The sequence below is a fragment of the Corallococcus llansteffanensis genome (assembly GCF_003612055.1).
GTDB lineage: Bacteria > Myxococcota > Myxococcia > Myxococcales > Myxococcaceae > Corallococcus > Corallococcus llansteffanensis.
Genome location: NZ_RAWB01000174.1, coordinates 1 through 16,708, shown reverse-complemented (window position 1 = coordinate 16,708; position 16,708 = coordinate 1). Strand labels below are relative to the sequence as shown.

The 16,708-nt window shown below is 69.9% G+C and carries 12 protein-coding genes and 1 tRNA gene; 6 read left to right on the top strand and 7 right to left on the bottom strand.

Annotation, left to right across the window (positions count from 1 at the left end; genetic code table 11):
• The first annotated feature begins 68 nt into the window (after nucleotides 1–68).
• Together D7V93_RS18075 and D7V93_RS18070 are read left to right on the top strand one after the other, a co-directional pair.
• Nucleotides 69–1,994: an ABC transporter substrate-binding protein gene (locus D7V93_RS18075; RefSeq protein WP_120644592.1), complete on the top strand. Its 1,926-nt coding sequence runs from the start codon at nucleotides 69–71 to the stop codon at nucleotides 1,992–1,994.
• A 57-nt stretch (nucleotides 1,995–2,051) separates the two neighbouring features.
• Nucleotides 2,052–2,124: transfer RNA gene (locus tag D7V93_RS18070), tRNA-Gly, on the top strand.
• A gap of 60 nt (nucleotides 2,125–2,184) precedes the next feature.
• Here the strand turns inward: D7V93_RS18070 and D7V93_RS18065 are convergent.
• Nucleotides 2,185–3,057, bottom strand: a complete 873-nt coding sequence (locus tag D7V93_RS18065; RefSeq protein WP_120644591.1) for a hypothetical protein — start codon at nucleotides 3,055–3,057, stop codon at nucleotides 2,185–2,187.
• 144 nt (nucleotides 3,058–3,201) lie between these two features.
• On the opposite strand from D7V93_RS18065, the gene D7V93_RS18060 reads away from it, so the two are divergent.
• Nucleotides 3,202–4,284: a response regulator transcription factor gene (locus D7V93_RS18060; RefSeq protein ID WP_167509474.1), complete on the top strand. Its 1,083-nt coding sequence runs from the start codon at nucleotides 3,202–3,204 to the stop codon at nucleotides 4,282–4,284.
• Between the two features lie 45 nt (nucleotides 4,285–4,329).
• On the opposite strand, the gene D7V93_RS18055 is transcribed toward D7V93_RS18060, so the two are convergent.
• Complete coding sequence (locus D7V93_RS18055) at nucleotides 4,330–5,028, bottom strand: iron-containing redox enzyme family protein (protein WP_120644589.1); 699 nt, start codon at nucleotides 5,026–5,028, stop codon at nucleotides 4,330–4,332.
• An 80-nt stretch (nucleotides 5,029–5,108) separates the two neighbouring features.
• Nucleotides 5,109–5,915: a GNAT family N-acyltransferase gene (locus D7V93_RS18050; RefSeq protein WP_120644588.1), complete on the bottom strand. Its 807-nt coding sequence runs from the start codon at nucleotides 5,913–5,915 to the stop codon at nucleotides 5,109–5,111.
• Between the two features lie 321 nt (nucleotides 5,916–6,236).
• Between D7V93_RS18050 and D7V93_RS18045 the strand changes: the two genes are divergently transcribed.
• Nucleotides 6,237–6,764 carry a hypothetical protein gene (locus D7V93_RS18045; RefSeq protein WP_120644587.1) on the top strand — a complete coding sequence of 176 codons (528 nt, stop codon included), beginning with the start codon at nucleotides 6,237–6,239 and terminating at the stop codon, nucleotides 6,762–6,764.
• A gap of 769 nt (nucleotides 6,765–7,533) precedes the next feature.
• Here D7V93_RS18045 and D7V93_RS18035 read toward each other — a convergent pair.
• From D7V93_RS18035 to D7V93_RS18025, 3 genes are all read right to left on the bottom strand, one after another.
• Nucleotides 7,534–7,923 (bottom strand): hypothetical protein, encoded by a 390-nt coding sequence (locus D7V93_RS18035; RefSeq protein ID WP_147451220.1) that lies wholly within the window; start codon nucleotides 7,921–7,923, stop codon nucleotides 7,534–7,536.
• A gap of 187 nt (nucleotides 7,924–8,110) precedes the next feature.
• A complete protein-coding gene (locus D7V93_RS18030; protein WP_120644584.1) occupies nucleotides 8,111–8,866 on the bottom strand; it encodes a hypothetical protein in 756 nt (251 codons plus the stop codon).
• A 238-nt stretch (nucleotides 8,867–9,104) separates the two neighbouring features.
• Nucleotides 9,105–11,885, bottom strand: a complete 2,781-nt coding sequence (locus tag D7V93_RS18025) for a winged helix-turn-helix domain-containing protein (protein ID WP_244237361.1) — start codon at nucleotides 11,883–11,885, stop codon at nucleotides 9,105–9,107.
• 266 nt (nucleotides 11,886–12,151) lie between these two features.
• Between D7V93_RS18025 and D7V93_RS18020 the strand changes: the two genes are divergently transcribed.
• Together D7V93_RS18020 and D7V93_RS18015 are read left to right on the top strand one after the other, a co-directional pair.
• Nucleotides 12,152–15,037 (top strand): YncE family protein, encoded by a 2,886-nt coding sequence (locus tag D7V93_RS18020; protein WP_120644583.1) that lies wholly within the window; start codon nucleotides 12,152–12,154, stop codon nucleotides 15,035–15,037.
• Between the two features lie 119 nt (nucleotides 15,038–15,156).
• Entirely contained in the window at nucleotides 15,157–15,843 is a 687-nt protein-coding gene (locus D7V93_RS18015) for an SDR family oxidoreductase (protein ID WP_120644582.1), read from the top strand.
• A gap of 72 nt (nucleotides 15,844–15,915) precedes the next feature.
• Here the strand turns inward: D7V93_RS18015 and D7V93_RS18010 are convergent, their stop codons facing one another.
• Nucleotides 15,916–16,527 carry a hypothetical protein gene (locus D7V93_RS18010; protein ID WP_147451219.1) on the bottom strand — a complete coding sequence of 204 codons (612 nt, stop codon included), beginning with the start codon at nucleotides 16,525–16,527 and terminating at the stop codon, nucleotides 15,916–15,918.
• Nucleotides 16,528–16,708 lie beyond the last annotated feature (181 nt).

Below are 16,708 nucleotides of genomic sequence, written 5' to 3'. Positions count from 1 at the left end.
GGTTGGGGGTGCTTGACACCCGGACACCCCCGGGCCGACAAGGCGATGCGACCGAGGAGGAAGACGTGATGCGACGTTGGGGCTGGGTCTGTGTGCTGGGGCTGGGGCTGGCGGCCTGCAAGAAGGACGTGCCGCCGGAGCCGGACGCGGGCGTGGTGGAGACGGGGCCCTCGGCGCTCACCGAACAGGAGCCCAACGAGCGTCCCGACCAGGCGCAGGCCCTCACGCGCCCGAGCGTGGTGACGGCGGGCCTGACGGCGGAGCCCAACAAGCTGGACGAGGACTGGTACCGGCTGGCCCCTGGCACCCCGCGCATCGCGGACGTGACGGTGACGGGCCTGCCGGGCGGGGACATCAAGCTGGACGTCTACGACCAGGACCGCAACCGGCTGGTGGGCGTCAACAGCGACGGCGAGGGCAAGGGCGAGCGCCTCCCCAACCTCTACGTGGAGAAGGAGCGCTGGCTGGTGGTGTCGCCCGCGCGCAAGGGCATGGGCGGGGCCTACACCCTGGAGGTGAAGTTCCGCGAGCCCAACGACGGCGAGGAGCGCGAGCCGAACGACCGCGCCGTGGACGCCGCCGCCCTGCCGCTGGGGCAGACGGTGACGGCGTTCCTGGGGCACTCGGGCGACGAGGACTGGTATCGGGTGGAGCTGCCCGGCGCGGGTTCGCCGGAGGGTGAGGCTCCCGTGCAGGACAGCGGGGCGCCGCCTGCCCCGGGCACGGCTCCCACGGGTGCGGCCACGCCGCCTCCGTCGGTGCCGGACGAGACGCCGGTGGTCGACGACAGCGCCGCGCCCTCCCCTGCCCCGGAAGGCACGTTCGCCGGGGGGGAGCCGCCCGCGGCGCCTTCGGAGACGCCTCCCACGCCCGCCGGAGAGATTGGTGGGGCGGTGGCCGCCCAGGTGGTGGACGCGGGCGCGCCGCTGCCGCCCGAGGTGCCATCGGTCGCGCTGAAGATTGAGCTGTCCGCGGTGGAAGGGGTGCGTCCGGAGATTTCGGTGCTGTCCGCCGCGGAGGCGCCGCTGTTCACCCTGCAGGGCAAGGAGGGCGAGCCGCTGGCGCTGCGCAACATCGGAGTGCGGGCCACGGACCGGGTCGTCTACCTGGTGGTGAAGGGCGGCTGGGTGGGCACGGGCAAGGCGCAGCGGCGCACCTTCAACGCGCAGGTGCCGTACACGCTGACGGTGTCGCAGGAGGAGGCGGGAGCGCACGCGGAGCTGGAGCCCAACGACGAGCTGCTCAAGGCCACGCCGCTCACGGGCGCGGGCTACCGCGAGGGCTTCCTGTCGCCCAAGTCGGACGTGGACCACTTCGTGCTGACGGCGCGCGAGCCGGTGCTGGCCAAGGTGGAGCTGACCGGCGTGGACCGGTTGGACCTGACGCTCTCCATGGTGGAGCCGCCGCAGGGTGACGGCCTGAAGGAGACGGTGCTCCTGAAGGCCAACGACGGCGCGCTCAAGGAGCCCGAGCGGCTGAACAACGTCGCCTGCAGCGGCACCTGCTACTTCCGGGTGGAGGGGTCCTTCCGCAAGGTGGGCGGCAAGTTCGTGAAGGACTTCGAGAACGCGGACCAGCCCTACCGCATCACCGTCACCACGGTGCCGGACAACGGCAGCGAGGAGCGCGAGCCCAACAACAGCGCCGAGCGCGCGCAGGACCTGACCTTGGGCAAGGCGGTGCGCGGCACGGTGTACCCGGCGAAGGACGTGGACTACTTCCGGGTGGACCTGTCCGACCGGCCGGTGCGCACGTCCCTCACGGCCACCCTGCTGGGCATCCTGAAGGTGGACGTGGGGCTGTACCTGCACCGCGTCCAGCCGGACGGGAAGCTGACCCTCGTGCAGACGTCTGACCGGGCCAAGGGCGACCAGCCGGAGACCATCCGCTTCAGCGCCGAGCCGGGCGTGTACCTCTTCGAGGTGCGGGACGCGCGCAACCGCGAGGCCAACTTCCAGGACTCCTACCAGCTGACAGTCGAGGAGGGGGAGTAGCCCCGGTTCTGATTGACAAGCCCGAGGCCCGCCCCTACTTTGGGCCTCGCTTCGCCTGCGGTGGTAGCTCAGTTGGTAGAGCACGAGCTTCCCAAGCTCGGGGTCGAGGGTTCGAATCCCTTCCGCCGCTCTGAAGAAGACAAGGCCGGTGGTTCCCTCCAGGAACCACCGGCCTTCGTGTTTTCGGGCCTCAGAACACGCCGTTCAGCTGCAAGCCGCCTCCGTCCGGGCCCACCGTGGGGGACAGGCTCGCCTGGATGAGGCCCGGGAACTTCCGCGTCTGGGGCGTGCGGGCGGGGTCCTCAGACAGTCCCAGCTCCCCCTGGAGCTGCTGGTTGTAGCCGTCCGCCAGCTCTCGCGCCTGGTAGGGCTCAATGGGATGCGGGTTGAGCCACACGCCATAGGTGAGGACGCCCACGCCCACCAGCCCGACGCCCATGCCGACCATGCTCAGCGTGAGCCGCTTGTCGCCGCGATCCAGGTTGCGCCGGATACAGGCGCTGAAGTCGGGCCGGCCGATGTCGCAGTCCTCGTCCCTGGGCCCCAGCCCCCCGAGGACCAGGCCCATCCCCGCCACCATCGTCGCTCCGCCCACGACCCCGATGACGACCTTCTTGCGCACGTTGGACTGGTACGCCGCCACCAGGTCCGCCCTGCCCAGCTTCTCGTAGAACCCCACGCCCTCCAGCGGCTTCTTGTGCTTCCCCTCGTAGGGGATGCTCCAACGGCCGAGTGTCTTCGGAGGACGCATCGACACGCCGCCATTTCCTGCCATCCAGGGGCTCACCGCCGTCACGACGTAGTCGTCGAAGCCGATGTGCCGCAGTTCGTACTGTTCCTTCGCCTCCGCGAAGGAGAGCACCGGGCGCTCCGGGGCCGGCGGCGTCACGGCCTCCGCGGGCGGCGCGTCGGCGTGTGGGGCGTCCGCGGCCGTGTCCGCCGGACGGGACTGCTGGAGGGCGGGGATATCGCTGGCGGCGCCGGAGAGGGGCTCCTCGGCGACAGGGGTCGCGAGCGCAGCCGTGGGCACCAGGAAGACAGACATCAACAGATTGCGAATCATTGGCACCTGCTTGCGCAAACCGCCCTCCGCTGTCAATCCCCCGGAAGAGTGAGGGACAGGATTTCAGTCCGTGCCTATGGATGGGGGGTCGCCACGTGCCAGGCTACAGCGTGGCCTACCCCGGGAGGGCGGATGTCCGGTTCAATGAATCTCAATACCCACGAGCACATGCTCAGGGACAAGGTCATCTTGGCGCTCAACAGCTCCCTGTCCTTCCCCCAGGTCCTCGAAGCCGCGCGAGCGCCCCTCCTCGAGCTCGCTCCGTCCGACTCCGTGGCCCTGTGCCTCATGCGGACCACGCCTGTCCTCGACTTCCAATGGCTGGTCCCGGGCCACCCCATCCCCCTGCTCGAGCAGTACGCCAGCGTGTCCGACCATGACTTCGTCCGGGCCCCCATCTTCGCCCGGCCCAACGAGGTCATCCTCGATGAGGAGATGCTCCCTCGCAGGGAGTATGAACACAGCCTCCTCTACCAACGCAGCCGGGAGCTGGGGCTGGGCCTGGAGCACGTCATGGCCGTCCTCCTCCCCATCCGCCCCGACTTCCTCGGCGCCCTCGCGCTCTACCGGACCCGGCGCCGCGCCTTCTCCTCCCGATGCGCCACCGTCCTCTCCAGCCTCACCCAGCACCTGGTGAACGCGGTGCGCAACTGCGCTGACCTCCAGACCATGACCACCGGCTCCCACCTCCTCGAAGAGCTCCACGGCCGCCCTGGCACCGCGTATGTCGTCGTGGAGCTTCCCTCCCGCGAGGTACTGCGCTCCAAGCACGCCGCCGTCCTCCTGGAGCGGTGGTTCGCGCCCTCCGACCTCCACGCCTCTGGACTTCCCCTCCCTCTCAAGGAGCGGCTGGATGCCCTGGTTCGCATGGACGCGGATTCGCGGCTCGAGAAGAACGTCTGGTTCTCCCAACAGCCGGAGGGCTACCGCACGGTCCGGTTCATCGAGCTGCCCGCCGGCGAGGGCCCGCGGCAATGGGCCCTCGTGATGAACGAGCTCCCCATGTCCATCCCGCTCCCCGTGGACATGAGGCGCAAGCTCACCCGTCGCGAGGCCGACATCGCGAAGTACCTGCTCCGCAGCTGGTCCAGCGAGCAGATCGCCAGTGAGCTCGTCATCGCCGTCGATACCGTGGATACCCACGTGCGAAACATCCGCGAGAAGCTGGGCATCGACAGCCGCATGGACCTCCTCTACCTGGCCGCCCGCTTCAACAAGCCCGTCTGAGGGAACAGGCGCGCCCCCGCGTCCGGAAGGGGCGGCCTCTTGTCTCTACTTCGCGAGGGGGTGGCCCTCCCGGAAGATGCCCGGGTAGATGCTCCGGGTGGCCCGGGCCGAGAAGAGGATCGCCGCCTGCTCCTCCGGGTCCGTCAGCCGCCCCAGGATCTTCGCCATCTCCGCCACGTGGTTTCCGTCCAGCGCCCCGTGGCTGCGCAGGAACGTCACCGACTTGTGGATGTTGGGAATGGCAGCCACAGCCTGCAGCCGCTCCGCCCCCACGCCGGCCCGCGTCTGTGACAGGTACTCCAGCACGTACGCGGTCCCCAGCACCGCCGTCGGCACGCCCGAGCGCGACGTGAAGAAGTTCCACCCCGTATAGGCATCCACCGCCGGGCTCCGCGTCGCCGCCTCCACCTGCTCCCGCGGGCACCCCAGGTTCTTCAGGTCCGACAGCAACCACAGCTCGTGCCCCCGCTCCTCTTCCCCCTTCTGGATCAACAACTCCGCCAGCTCCGGGTGCCGTCCCGACCGCTTCAACCGCTCCCCCGCCTCGCCGAGGATCGGCGTGCTCCAGCGGGCATAGTGATACGTCTGGATGAGGTAGTGGATATAGCCCGCCGCATCGATGGTGCCGTTGAAGAGGCGGCTGGCGTCGGGATGCGCATCCACGGCCGCTACCAGCCCTCGCGCCTCCTCGTCCAGCACCGCCACCCACTTCGTCCCCGCCTGACTCTCCGTCTGTGTTTGCACGTACGTCTCCCGTCCGGGGCGCGTGGGGCTCCCGGTTGCTGTGTGTTGAAGGTGAAGGGAAGGAAGGAACCGCCCCAGGCCTAGACGGCGGGGCGCGCGCCGTTCTCCAGCGCGAGGAAGCGCGCGACGGAGTCCGCCGGAACCTCATCGAGCGCGATGATGAGCGGCAGCGTGAACCAATGAAAGTACGTGTCGAAGAGCGGCTCCGCGATGAAGCGCGCCCCCAGTGACCGGGCGAAGAGCGAGGGCGCCCTGGGCAGCCGCAGTCCGTCCAACGCCCCCTGCTCCGCCTTCGCCCGCTCCTCCGGCGTGTAGAAGGGACTGCGGGGATGCGCGGGGGCCTGCCACGGGTCGGGCACCTCCACCCGCCAGCGCGGACTCAGCCATCCCCGGGAGGCCGCCACCCGCCACGACAGCAGCGCGTCCTCGTGCGAGTCCGTGTCCAGGTTCGCGGATGCGATCAGGTGCGTCACCCCGCGCCGCCGGCTCTCCACGTAGAGGCCCGCCTGCAGCCACGTGACGGCCTCGGAGCGCCGCCACGGCTCCAGCACGCAGAAGCGCGAGGGCTCCGCGATCACCATCTCCGGCCGGATCACCCCCGACAGGTCCACCCGCTGCTCCAGGTCGATCCCCACCGTCCCGCCCAGGCTCGCCGCCACCTCCGGGTTGGGCAACAACAGCCGCAGCGTCGCCACGGGCTCGGTGCCGGCATAGACGAGCAGGTGCAACGTGGTGTCGAGCGTGTCGAGGCACGTCACCTCCCGCCGTGACGGCGACGGCTGCCCCGACAGCAATCCCAGCTCTCCGCCGAAGACAGCCCAGCGGATGCGAGCCGCGTCATCGATTTCCCGCTGCGTGGTGGCAACACGCCAGTGCATGCATGTCATGGGTCTTCTCCCGCTAGCGAAGCGAGGCCGGCGTCACGCCGCCCTCACACGTTCATTCGCCGCGGGAGACCCGAGTTCGAGCACGGCCTGCGTTTCCCAGCCCTCACCGGCGCACGACCCCACCGGTTCGAAAAGCGCCCCGGTGGGTCGCGTCACCGGGTTCGGACGGAGAGGGACTCTGTTGAGGGTGGCGGGCTGAAGCAGGGGGGACGAGGAGGGCCGCGGAAGGGGGCCGTGCTGGAGCCTGGCCATGGCACCTCGTGGGTTTCATGCGCTACGGGGGAGGAGCACGGACAGTGTCTGGAGTGGAGACAAGGCGCGGTGAAGGCCCTCGCGTATCCTGGCACGATGAACGCTCTCGCCCTGCTCACCCTGGTCGTCCCGGCCACGCCGCCGGAGGATGGCTCCCCGCAGCCCTGGTTCACGGTGGGACCGCTGCTGAGCGTGAGCCGCCGCCAGGAGGACACCGCCTGGGGCGTGGGACTGGAGTCCACGCTCAACCTGGCGATGCACAACAACAGCATGCAGTCCTTCAAGTCGGGCGCGGTGGGCGTCTTCGGACAGGCCCAGTGGATGGACGGCGACCACGCGCGGCTGTGTGGCGGAGTCCAGGGCACCTTCCTGTTCCTCGGCCTGGAGGCAGGCGTGGCCCACGAGACGGGGACGACGGTCCATCAGGCCACGACGTCGCTCCACCTGGCGCCCTTCCTCGGCCTCGTCTACGGCTCCGTGGGCGTCCGCTTCAGCTTTCCGTTCGAGGACCGGCGGGACCTGATGGGCCGCATCCCGTATGGCCGGGAGGTCGGCCTCACGCTGACCCTCAAGAAGCCCTTCTCTCCCATGCTCTGATGCCCCAACGGCGTCCCCATGCCCGGAATGAAGCGCTTCTCGCGCCCTGCCCTGAATGCCTCAGGGCAAGGCCTCACCCGGCCAGGATGACGCGGCGCAAAGCCCTGGAGAGCGGTGCGGCCCGTTCCTGGCCGGCCTCGGAGGACCTGGCTCAGCTCTCGACGGAGGCGGAGCTTTCCTGGTCCTGATGCTCCTCACTGCAGACCTGCGCGGACGTTGCGTCCTCCGGGCCCTCTTCCCGGACGGCCACCGAAGCCGTTGGCTCGGGGCTGAAGCAGGCCCCGATGCAGTCTCCTCCCCACCTTGCACAGTTGATCACCCCACCCTGCTCATGGGTACAGGCCATGCTGCAAGGAGTCGCGCAGGTACAGGCGGTCTCACACGGTTCCGCACGGGCCGAAGCGACCGGGGCAAGTGTGACCACGGCAATGGCAGCCAGCAGGAACCTCAAGAACTTGCTCATGATTCCTGCCATCTGGGTGAGAGCTTCACGGTGCGCTGCCGCCTACCCGCGATGCAAGCAAACCCATGCATGGGATTGAAGTCTCCTTCATGGCGGAAGGGGTCGCTCCCCTACCCTGCCGGACCTGCTTCGCCCACGCGCGGAGGTCAGCGGCCTCCGCGAGTGGGCGGCGAAGAGGGCCGTGAACGTGACGGACAGCAGCGCGATGAGCAGCAGGCATTGAGGCTCGAACCGCCATGGCCCCCCTCATGGGAAGTGGCCGAAACCGGTCGTGGTGGTCCGAGCCTCCACGGACGCGGCGTGGTTTCAGCTTGTCCGCAGGTCCAGCTTCGCGCTGACTGCGACGGACTCCGGGTTGAGCGCGCACAGCCGGAAGGTGCCCGGCACCAGGTTGGGCCGGGTGACGGAGTCCGCTCCGAACGAGAAGTCCGTCGTCACCTCCTCGGCCGCATTGGAGAACGTCCCCGGCTGTCCGATGAGGCTCCGCCGCAGCCGGAACCGCACGGGCGGCCGCGAGCCGTCGGGCCTCGTCTGGACGGTGCCCGCGGCGAACACCGAGTTGATGGCCGACTCGTCCTGGAGCAGGCACACGTTGGAGCCCGGCGCGATGCGCAGCGTCGCCACCTGATTGCCGGCCCACGCCAGGTTCGAGAACGCCAGTGCGAGCGCGCCCACTGCGAAAGTCCCCCTCATCATCCGTTTCATCTTCGACTCCCAGGGGGGAGGGTGCAGGGCCAGCCGCGTCCCCCCGCATCACTGACTGGCTACAGGGGGATACGCGGCGTTTTCGCGAGTGGATTTAGCGCGGACTCCGACGGGCTTCGTGCTCGCCGGCTGCCTCGCCTGATTCACCGCGCACCCAGGGCCTGGCTCGCGCCGCCCCTCAGTCGCGGCGGACCACCAGGTTCACGTGCCCGCCCATGGACACGGCCTGGCTCGTCACCCGCAGGGAGTAGCGCTGGCCTGCCTCCAGCGGGTGGGTGAGCTTCGCGCACGCCGACGCCGAGCTGCCGTCCGCGTGGCTCTGCGCGAGCAGTACCGCGCCCGCCTCGTCGAAGAGCTCGAGGCCGGTCGTCTTGCCCTCGCAGTGCAGCAGCTCGAAGGTGTGCGGGCCGCCTTCGCTCGCGGGCGCCACCTTCACCCAGCGCGGCGGCTCGTCTCGGTAGGAGAAGAAGCCGTGCTGGCAGCCGTCGCCAGCCTGCACCGTCCGCGCCCCGGAGAGCTGCGCGGAAGCCTGCTCCGTCCCCACGCACTGCAGCGTGGCGAGGAGCGGCTTCAGGGTCTCGTAGTCGAGCATCTCCTGCGTGCCGCAGCCGGCATTGCGCTCGTTGGTGACGACCCGCCGCTCCTGTCCCGCCGCATCCACCATCACCAGCTCGTACTCCTGGATGTCCTCCCAGCAGTCAGCATTCCCCGGGATGAGTTCGAGCCCGGCGAGCGCGTCGACCTGCTCGCGAGTCAGCGCCTCGCCAGGTGCCACCCACGTGAAGGAGCCGCCCCAGTAGCCGAAGCTCCGCAGGGTGACCTGTTGATAGCCCAGGCTCGCCAGGGTTCCCTGCGTGTCGTCGGCACCCGAGGGACCGGGAATGCTCCCGCCCGTCGAGCACGCGCCTACGAGAGAACCGAGGGCCAGCGCCATCACTACGCTTCGCATGCGATTCGAGGTCATGGGCGCACGGTCTGCAACCGGCGCGCCGTGGACTGTCCTGCTCGCGGCCAGAGCGACCGCGCCTGCCGTGCGTCCCGCCCGTGCGTCAAAAATCCGAGGAGCCGCCGCGCCTCCCCGACAGCTTTCCAAGACCAGTGCCCGCGAAGGTCGGCTTCCTCGAGCGCCCTTCCAGGAAGGAGGAGACCGTCGTGGAAGGTCCCTGACGCCCTCAGAGGTTGCGCTCCAGCCGCTCCCGCGCCTTCACGATGGCTGCGGTGCGCGTCGTCACGTCGAGCTTCGCGAACACGTTGCGCAGGTGCCACTTCGTGGTGGAGAGCGCCACGTTGGAGCGCTCGCTGATCTCCTGGTTGCTCAGCCCCTGGGCCAGCAGCTTGATCATCTGGAGCTCCCGCTCGGTGAGCGGCTCCTGCGGCGCGCGGGGCAATGCCGCCAGCCCGGCCGGCCCGCCGCGGCCCAGGGACAGCAGGTCCTGGTACCGCTCGGTGTACCGGGCCGGCAGCACGTGGCTCAGCTTGCGCTGCGTGGCGGCCGCGACGATGACCTCCTGCAGCCCCGGCGTCTCGTCGAACACACCCCGGCTGAAGCCGAACCGTGGCACCAGCGCGAACCCCCGGTTCACCGCGGCGAACGCCGCCGTGGGGTCTCCGGCGCGCCAGTGACACACCGCCAGCGCGGCCTGCAGCGCCGTCTCCCGGGCCACGCAGCCCGCGTCATGCGCGCTGGCCCGCAGCGTCTCCAGCAGCCCGTGCGCCCGGTCGTGCCGCCCGCGCGCCATCAACACCCAGGCCTGCGCCACCCCCAGCTGCTCCCAGGTCTCGTCGTAGAAGCGCCGCTCGCTCCACTCACCCCGGCGCATGCGCTCGCCCAGGCCGAACTCCTGCGCCACCGCCTTCATCCGCGCGGGGGATTGCTCCATCAAGCCGAGGCGGATCTTCTCGCCGCAGACATGGGCCAGGAAGCGCGTCTGGTGCCCGCACTCGAGCACGCTGTGCAGGTAGTCCAGCAACTGCGAGGCCTCCGCGTACTTGCCTCGAATCGCCTTGATGCGGGCCAGCACCAGGTAGGCCATCGCGAAGGTCTCGAACACCGTCGCCTGGGACAGCAGTGGCAGGACCTCGATGCAGAGCGCCTCCGCCTCGTCCAGCCGGTTCTGATCGTAGCGGGTGGTGGCCAGCGCCGTCGCCGCGTTCACCCACACCGGGTTGCGCCGTCCGCGGCTCGCGCGCTCGAACGCCGCCTCGCACCGGTCCGACGCGTCCTTCATGTGGCCCTGCGCCCGGTCCGCCAGCGCGATGAGGACGTCCGTGTAGCCCACCATGTACGGGTTGTTCAGCCCCAGCGTCTCGCGCGCGATCAACGCGAGCCGGCGCATCGCATTGAACCGGTTCAGCCGGAGCGCCTGGTACGCCTTCGCCGCCAGCGCCGCGCCCGCCATGAAGACGTCCGGGTCCTCGTCCCCCGGGGACGCCTCCAGCTCGAGGCCGGAGCCCGGGGCCGAGTCCGACAGGACGGCGTGCAGCAGCGCGAGCCGGGAGAGCTGCCGCGACAGCCGCTCGCGCTCCGGGTCGGACGTCGCCGTCTGGAGCCGGCGCTGCGCGCCTCGCAGGGCCAGGGAGGCAGGCGCGAAGCGGCGGGACAGGATGAGGCACGCGATGTGCGCCACGCAGATGGCCGGTGAGCGGAGGGTCTCCTCCTCCGTCAGCTTCGTCGTCCAATGGAGCACGGAGGCAATCTCGCCCTCGCGCATCCACGCCTCCACGCAGCGGACCGTGAGCTCCAGGCACCAGCCCCGGTCCCCCGAGGCGAACGCGTGCGGCAGGGCCTCGTCGGGCATCGCGTGCTCGGCGAACCACGCGCTCGCCGCACGGTGCAGCCAGGGGATGCGGTCGCCATACGTGCACGCGAGCTGGGTGCGCAGGAAGTCGAGGAACAGCGGGTGGTAGCGGTACCACTGGTGCTGCGTGTCGAGCGACTGGATGAACAACTGCGCCCGCTCCAGCCCCGCCAGCAGCGCCGCCCCGTGGGTGATGCCCAGGAGCGCGTTGCACAGCTCCCCGTTGAGCCGATCCACCACCGAGCTCAGCACCAGGAACGCGTGCACCTCCTCCGTCTGCTCGCGCAGCACCACGTCCGCCAGGTACCTCGCCACGTCGTGGTTGGAGCCGATGGCCTTGCGGAGCGCGTCGCTCACGCTGGCGTGCTCGCCCGCCGTCAGCAGGGCCAGCTTCACGCCGGCCACCCAGCCCTCGGTGCGCGCGCGCAGGTACTCGACGTCCTCGGGCGCGAGCGCGGCGCCGCACAGGCGCTGGCCCAGCTCGTGGATGGCCTCCCCATCCAGGCTCAGGTCGCGGCTGTCGAGCGTCACCAACTGCTCGGTGAGCTTCAGCTTCGCCAGGTCCAGTTCGGGCGGGCTGCGCGACGAGACGATCCAATGGACGTGCGGCGGAGCGTGGTCCAGCAGGTACGAGAAGGCCCGCACCAGCGAGCGCTCCCGCAGCACGTGGAAGTCGTCGATCACCACGACGAGCTCGCGCCCCAGGTTCCACAGACTCCGCAGCACCACCGTCGTCGCATGGTCGAGCGGGAGCGCCACATGCTCATCCAATGGGCTCGCGATGTACGCGTCGAACTCCGGGGCCGTGCGGCGGATGGCCCCAACGAGGTACGAGAAGAAGCGCTCGGGCGCGTTGTCGCGCTCGTCGAGCGACAGCCACGCGAGCAACCGCGACCCACGCACCTCGCGGTACCACTGCGTCAGCAGCGTCGTCTTGCCCGAGCCCAGCGGCGCGGTCACCAGCACGAGCTTGCCGCCGACACCCCGGTCGATCTTCCGGAGCATCGCGCTCCGCGACACGAGCACCGACGCCGTCTGTGGCGGCGAGAGCTTCGTCGGCAGCAGGTGCGAGAGCGGGTCACCCAGCGGCGCCGGGCGCTCCACGGCGGGCGCTGGCGCGAAAGGGCTCCCCGGAGCATTTCGAGAGCTCGGCATGGGCACGTCCCCCCTGCGACCAATTGCAGTGCCAAGTAGACCACGGGCGGTGCGTGCGCAGACCGGGACTTTGACGCACGCAGCGACAGGCCATGGGGGATGCGACGCGTCATGAATGAATGACAACGCGACGCATCAACACACCCGTGGTGCGTGCGCCCCCGCGCCTTCCCCTCCTTTCCCCCTCCTTTCGGTGGGGGCGATGTCGCAGCGCATCCTGGTAATTCCGGGTGCGCAACGATTCCCTGTTCCCCCAGGAGGTCCCGATGGTCCGTACCCCGCAAGTGGGCACGAGCAAGAACCGGTGGCGCGCGCGAGCCGGTCTGCTGTGCGCCGCCGTGTCGCTGGTCGTCTCCTCCCGTGCCGCTGCCCAGGCGCCCTCGTTCATCGAGTTCGAGAGCGCGCACGTGCGCCCGCTGGCCCTCTCTCCGGACGGGACGAAGCTGTTCGCCGTCAACACGCCGGACAACCGCCTGGAGGTCTTCAACGTCACCAGCGGGGGCCTGTCGCTCGTCGCCGAGGTGCCGGTGGGCCTGGAGCCGGTGTCGGTCGCCGCGCGCAGCAACACCGAGGTCTGGGTGGTCAACCACCTGTCCGACAGCATCAGCGTGGTGAGCGTGAGCGGCACGCCGCACGTGGTGCGCACGCTCCTCGTGGGTGACGAGCCGCGCGACGTCGTGTTCGCCGGCGCCAACGGCCATGCATTCATCACCACCTCGCACCGCGGCCAGCAGCGCACGGATCCGTCCATCGCCGCCGTGCCCGGCGCGGGGGATCCGCAGCTCACCACGCCGGGCGTGGGCCGCGCGGACATCTGGGTCTTCAACCCCGCGTCCCTGGGGACGACGCTGGGCGGCACGCCCGTCCGCATCCTGACGCTCTTCGGCGACACGCCGCGGGCCCTCGCCGTCAGCCCGGACAAGAAGACGGTCTACGCGGCCATCGCCCAGTCCGGCAACCGGACGACGACCATCAACATGGACAGCGTGTGTGACGGCTTCGGCAACGCGGGCGTGTGTCTGGTCCAGCCGGACACGTTCCCGTGGGGCAACAACCTCTTCCTGGGCGGCCTGCCCGGTCCGTCCACGAACGCCGAGGGCGCGAAGGCGCCGGAGACGGGCCTCATCGTCAAGTGGAACAGTGCCCTCAGCCGCTGGGAGGACACGCTTGGCCGCAACTGGAACAACGGCGTGCGCTTCAACCTGCCGGACAAGGACGTCTTCGCCATCGACGCGGACGGCCTGCAACAGAAGGCGTTCTACACGGGCGTGGGAACGACCGTCTTCAACCTGGCCGTCAACCCGAAGACGGGCGTGGTGTACGCGACCAACAGCGACGCCAACAACCTCACCCGCTTCGAGGGCCCCGGCGCCTTCGGTGGCAGCACGGTGCAGGGCAACATCGCGAAGATGCGCATCACCGTCATCAAGGGGACGTCGGTGACGCCGCGCCACCTGAACAAGCACCTCGACTATTCGAAGCTGGCGGGCTCCCCCGGCTTCGACCCCACGGCCCGGAACCACAGCCTCTCCACCCCCACGGAGATGGCCCTCTCAGGTGACGGCGCGAAGCTGTACGTGGCCGCGTTCAGCTCGAGCAAGGTCGGCGTCTTCGACACCGCGGCGCTGGAGGCGGACACCTTCAACCCCCGGACGGCGAGCGCCAACTACATCCCGGTGAGCGGCGGCGGCCCCAGCGGCCTGGTGCTGGACGAGGCACGCAACCGCCTCTACGTGATGACCCGCTTCGACAACGCGGTGAAGGTCATCGACCTCGCCACGAAGAGCCAGGTGGCCTCGGCGGCGCTCTACAACCCCGAGCCCGACTCCGTCGTGCAGGGCCGTCCGTTCCTCTACGACGCGAACTTCTCCTCGGCCAACGGCGAGGCGTCCTGCGCCAGTTGCCACGTCTTCGGCGACAAGGACGAGCTCGCCTGGGACCTGGGCAATCCGGACGACGCGGTGACGACCAACACCATCGACAAGCGCCTCGCGAGCAGCCTGGAGATTGGCGCGTTCCGCCTGCTCACCGGCCACCCGAGCTCGGACATCAACGGCACCGGCAACCAGAACTCCTTCCACCCGATGAAGGGGCCCATGACGACGCAGACCCTGCGCGGCATGTCCACCTCGGGCGCCATGCACTGGCGCGGTGACCGTTCGACCGGCTTCTTCGGCGCGGGCGCGTATGACGAGGCCCTGTCATTCAAGAACTTCGTCGTCGCCTTCCCAGGGCTGCTCGGCCGCGCGGATCAACCCACCGAGGCGGAGATGAACAAGTTCACGAACTTCCAGCTCCAGGTGCAGCTGCCGCCGAATCCCATCCGCAACCTGGACAACTCGCTCACCTCGACGCAGGCGGCCGGCCGCGACTTCTTCTTCGGCAGCCGCCGCGTGGACGGCCTGGCGATTGGCACCAACACCGGCTTCAACTGCAACGGCTGTCACGCCATCGACGCCGCGCAGGGCTTCTTCGGCACCGACGGCCACTCGAGCTTCGAGGGGATCAGCCAGATCATGAAGATTCCCCACGTGCGCAACATGTACACGAAGATCGGCATGTTCGGCTTCCCCGACAACAGCTTCTTCCAGCACCCGGACACCGGGCCCATGGGCGACCAGATCCGCGGCTTCGGCTTCACGCACGACGGCGCGGTGGACACGATGTTCCGCTTCTTCAGCGCCATCGTCTTCGCCAACACCAGCATCGGTGGGCCCCTGGTGGGCTTCCGGAACGACACGGATCGCCGTGGCGTGGAGGCCTACATGATGGCGGTGGACTCCGACCTGGCGCCCATCGTCGGTCAGCAGGTGACGCTCACGTCGACGAACGCCTCCGCGGTGGGTCCGCGCATCGACCTGCTGATGGCCCGCGCGAAGGCGCCGTTCGTGTCGAAGGTCCTCGGCGGCGCCACGTATGAGGCCGACCTGGTGGCGAAGGCCGCCATCGGCACCCGCGTGAAGGGCTTCCTGTTCGACCGCGTGGCCGGCACGTGGAAGCCCGACGACGGCACCGCCAACCTCACCACCACGGCCCTCCGCGCGCTGGCGAACACCCTGGGCCAGGAGGTGACCTTCACCGCGGCACCTCCGGGCTCCGGCACGCGCATCGCGCTCGACCGGAACCTGGACGGCAAGCTCGACGGCCAGTAGCCGACCGACGTTCGGGGCCCCCCTTCTCCGGCGCACCCGGGGAGGCGGGGCCTCTTCGTGTGCGCGAGCCCGCTGCGCCAGACGCGACAACGGGGCGGTTCGGTCTAGGGTCGGGCCCCATGAACCTCGTCATCACTGGCGCCAACCGCGGCATCGGCCTCGAACTCACCCGGCAGTCCCTCGCGCGTGGCAACACCGTGCACGCAGGCGCCCGTGACGCGGCGCAGGCCCGGGAGCTCACCGGCCTCGCGGGAGCCTCCGGCGGCCGGCTGCACGTGCACGCCCTCGACGTGGCAAGCGACGAGAGCGTGCGCGCGTTCGCCGCGGCGCTGACGGGGCCGGTGGACCTGCTCATCAACAACGCGGGCCTGCGCACCCGGCGCGACGACATCGAGGGCGTCTCGCTCGAAGACGCGCTGCAGATGCTACAGGTGAACGCGCTCGGCACACTGCGGGTGACGCGCGCGTTGCTGCCACGGCTGCGCGAGACGCGGGGGGCGAAGATCGCGAGCCTCAGCTCGGGGCTCGGCTCCATCGCGGACAACACGTCGGGCGGAAGCTACGGCTACCGGATGTCGAAGGCGGCGCTGAACATGGCCATGCGCTCGCTCGCGCAGGACCTGCGCGGCGAGGGACTCATCGCGGTGGCCATCAGTCCCGGCTGGGTGCAGACGGACATGGGCGGCTCGAGCGCGCCGACGCAGGTATCCGAGTCGGCCGCGGGGCTGCTCGCGGTGCTCGACCGCTTGACCCTGCCGGACAGCGGCAGCTTCTTCGACTTCCGGGGCGAGCGCATCGCCTGGTGAGCGCGGAGGCTTCACCCCCACGAGGGAGCGCGGCGCGCCGCTACCGCTCCGCCTGCGCGCGCACGTCGACGCTCAGGCGGCCCGCAGCAGGGGCAGGGCCGCTCGAAGACGGGCGACGATACGCGGCTCCGAGAGGTTGCCTTCATCGTCGAACAGCGAGGCATCGAGGACGCGGCGGCGCTCGTCGTCGTTCATGCCCCTCAGGGCCGCCACTCCGGCCTCCACCCCACCGTGGGCGGAGATGACGTTGCTCAGCGACAGGGCCGCCTCCGCCGACAGGCGGCCCAGCGTCTCGAAGGAGTGCCCCTTCTCCAGCAGGCACCGCACGGAGAGGCTCCCCTTCACCACGCACACCTCGTTGCTGAACGAGTTGCCGTACATGTCTCCGACCACCATGTCTCCCAGCACGACGAGCTTGCCCATCGTGAGCACCGTGCCCGCGCGCAGCGAACCGGTGACGATGAGGCTCGTGTGCGGAGGGTTGACCAGGAGCCCCTCGACCTGGAGGTCTCCCAGGATGAGGCAGGAGCCGTCCTGCTCGAAGTCGGGCAGGTGCACCGGCCCCCGGACAGCGGGCACGCCCTCCGGGAGAGGACCCAGGTAGTCCCCGAACTGGAGGGGGATGCTCGCATTGAGGCTCGCTACTTCATCCGCGGACAACGGGCGTGGGGAGGGCAGGCTCATGGCGCCGCCTATAGCCCCCGTGAGCGGGGGACGTACAGGGACGAGAGAGGCACCTCACGTCCTCCGTACCCACCCCCCACCGCACCGGGCACTACCCGAACGTGTCCTTGTTGCGCTTCTCCTCGAAGGCCTTGTTCAAGGCACCCGCCACCCCGCCCATCACCCCGGTTCCCTGCGAAGG

What these genes read in the sequence shown, in the direction of transcription:
- D7V93_RS18075 (WP_120644592.1), top strand. Translation starts at nt 69, where the DNA reads ATGCGACGTTGGGGCTGGGTCTGTGTGCTGGGGCTGGGGCTGGCGGCC.
- D7V93_RS18065 (WP_120644591.1), bottom strand. Translation starts at nt 3,057, where the DNA reads ATGATTCGCAATCTGTTGATGTCTGTCTTCCTGGTGCCCACGGCTGCG.
- D7V93_RS18060 (WP_167509474.1), top strand. Translation starts at nt 3,202, where the DNA reads ATGAATCTCAATACCCACGAGCACATGCTCAGGGACAAGGTCATCTTG.
- D7V93_RS18050 (WP_120644588.1), bottom strand. Translation starts at nt 5,915, where the DNA reads ATGACATGCATGCACTGGCGTGTTGCCACCACGCAGCGGGAAATCGAT.
- D7V93_RS18035 (WP_147451220.1), bottom strand. Translation starts at nt 7,923, where the DNA reads ATGATGAGGGGGACTTTCGCAGTGGGCGCGCTCGCACTGGCGTTCTCG.
- D7V93_RS18030 (WP_120644584.1), bottom strand. Translation starts at nt 8,866, where the DNA reads ATGGCGCTGGCCCTCGGTTCTCTCGTAGGCGCGTGCTCGACGGGCGGG.
- D7V93_RS18025 (WP_244237361.1), bottom strand. Translation starts at nt 11,885, where the DNA reads ATGCCGAGCTCTCGAAATGCTCCGGGGAGCCCTTTCGCGCCAGCGCCC.
- D7V93_RS18020 (WP_120644583.1), top strand. Translation starts at nt 12,152, where the DNA reads ATGGTCCGTACCCCGCAAGTGGGCACGAGCAAGAACCGGTGGCGCGCG.
- D7V93_RS18015 (WP_120644582.1), top strand. Translation starts at nt 15,157, where the DNA reads ATGAACCTCGTCATCACTGGCGCCAACCGCGGCATCGGCCTCGAACTC.
- D7V93_RS18010 (WP_147451219.1), bottom strand. Translation starts at nt 16,527, where the DNA reads ATGAGCCTGCCCTCCCCACGCCCGTTGTCCGCGGATGAAGTAGCGAGC.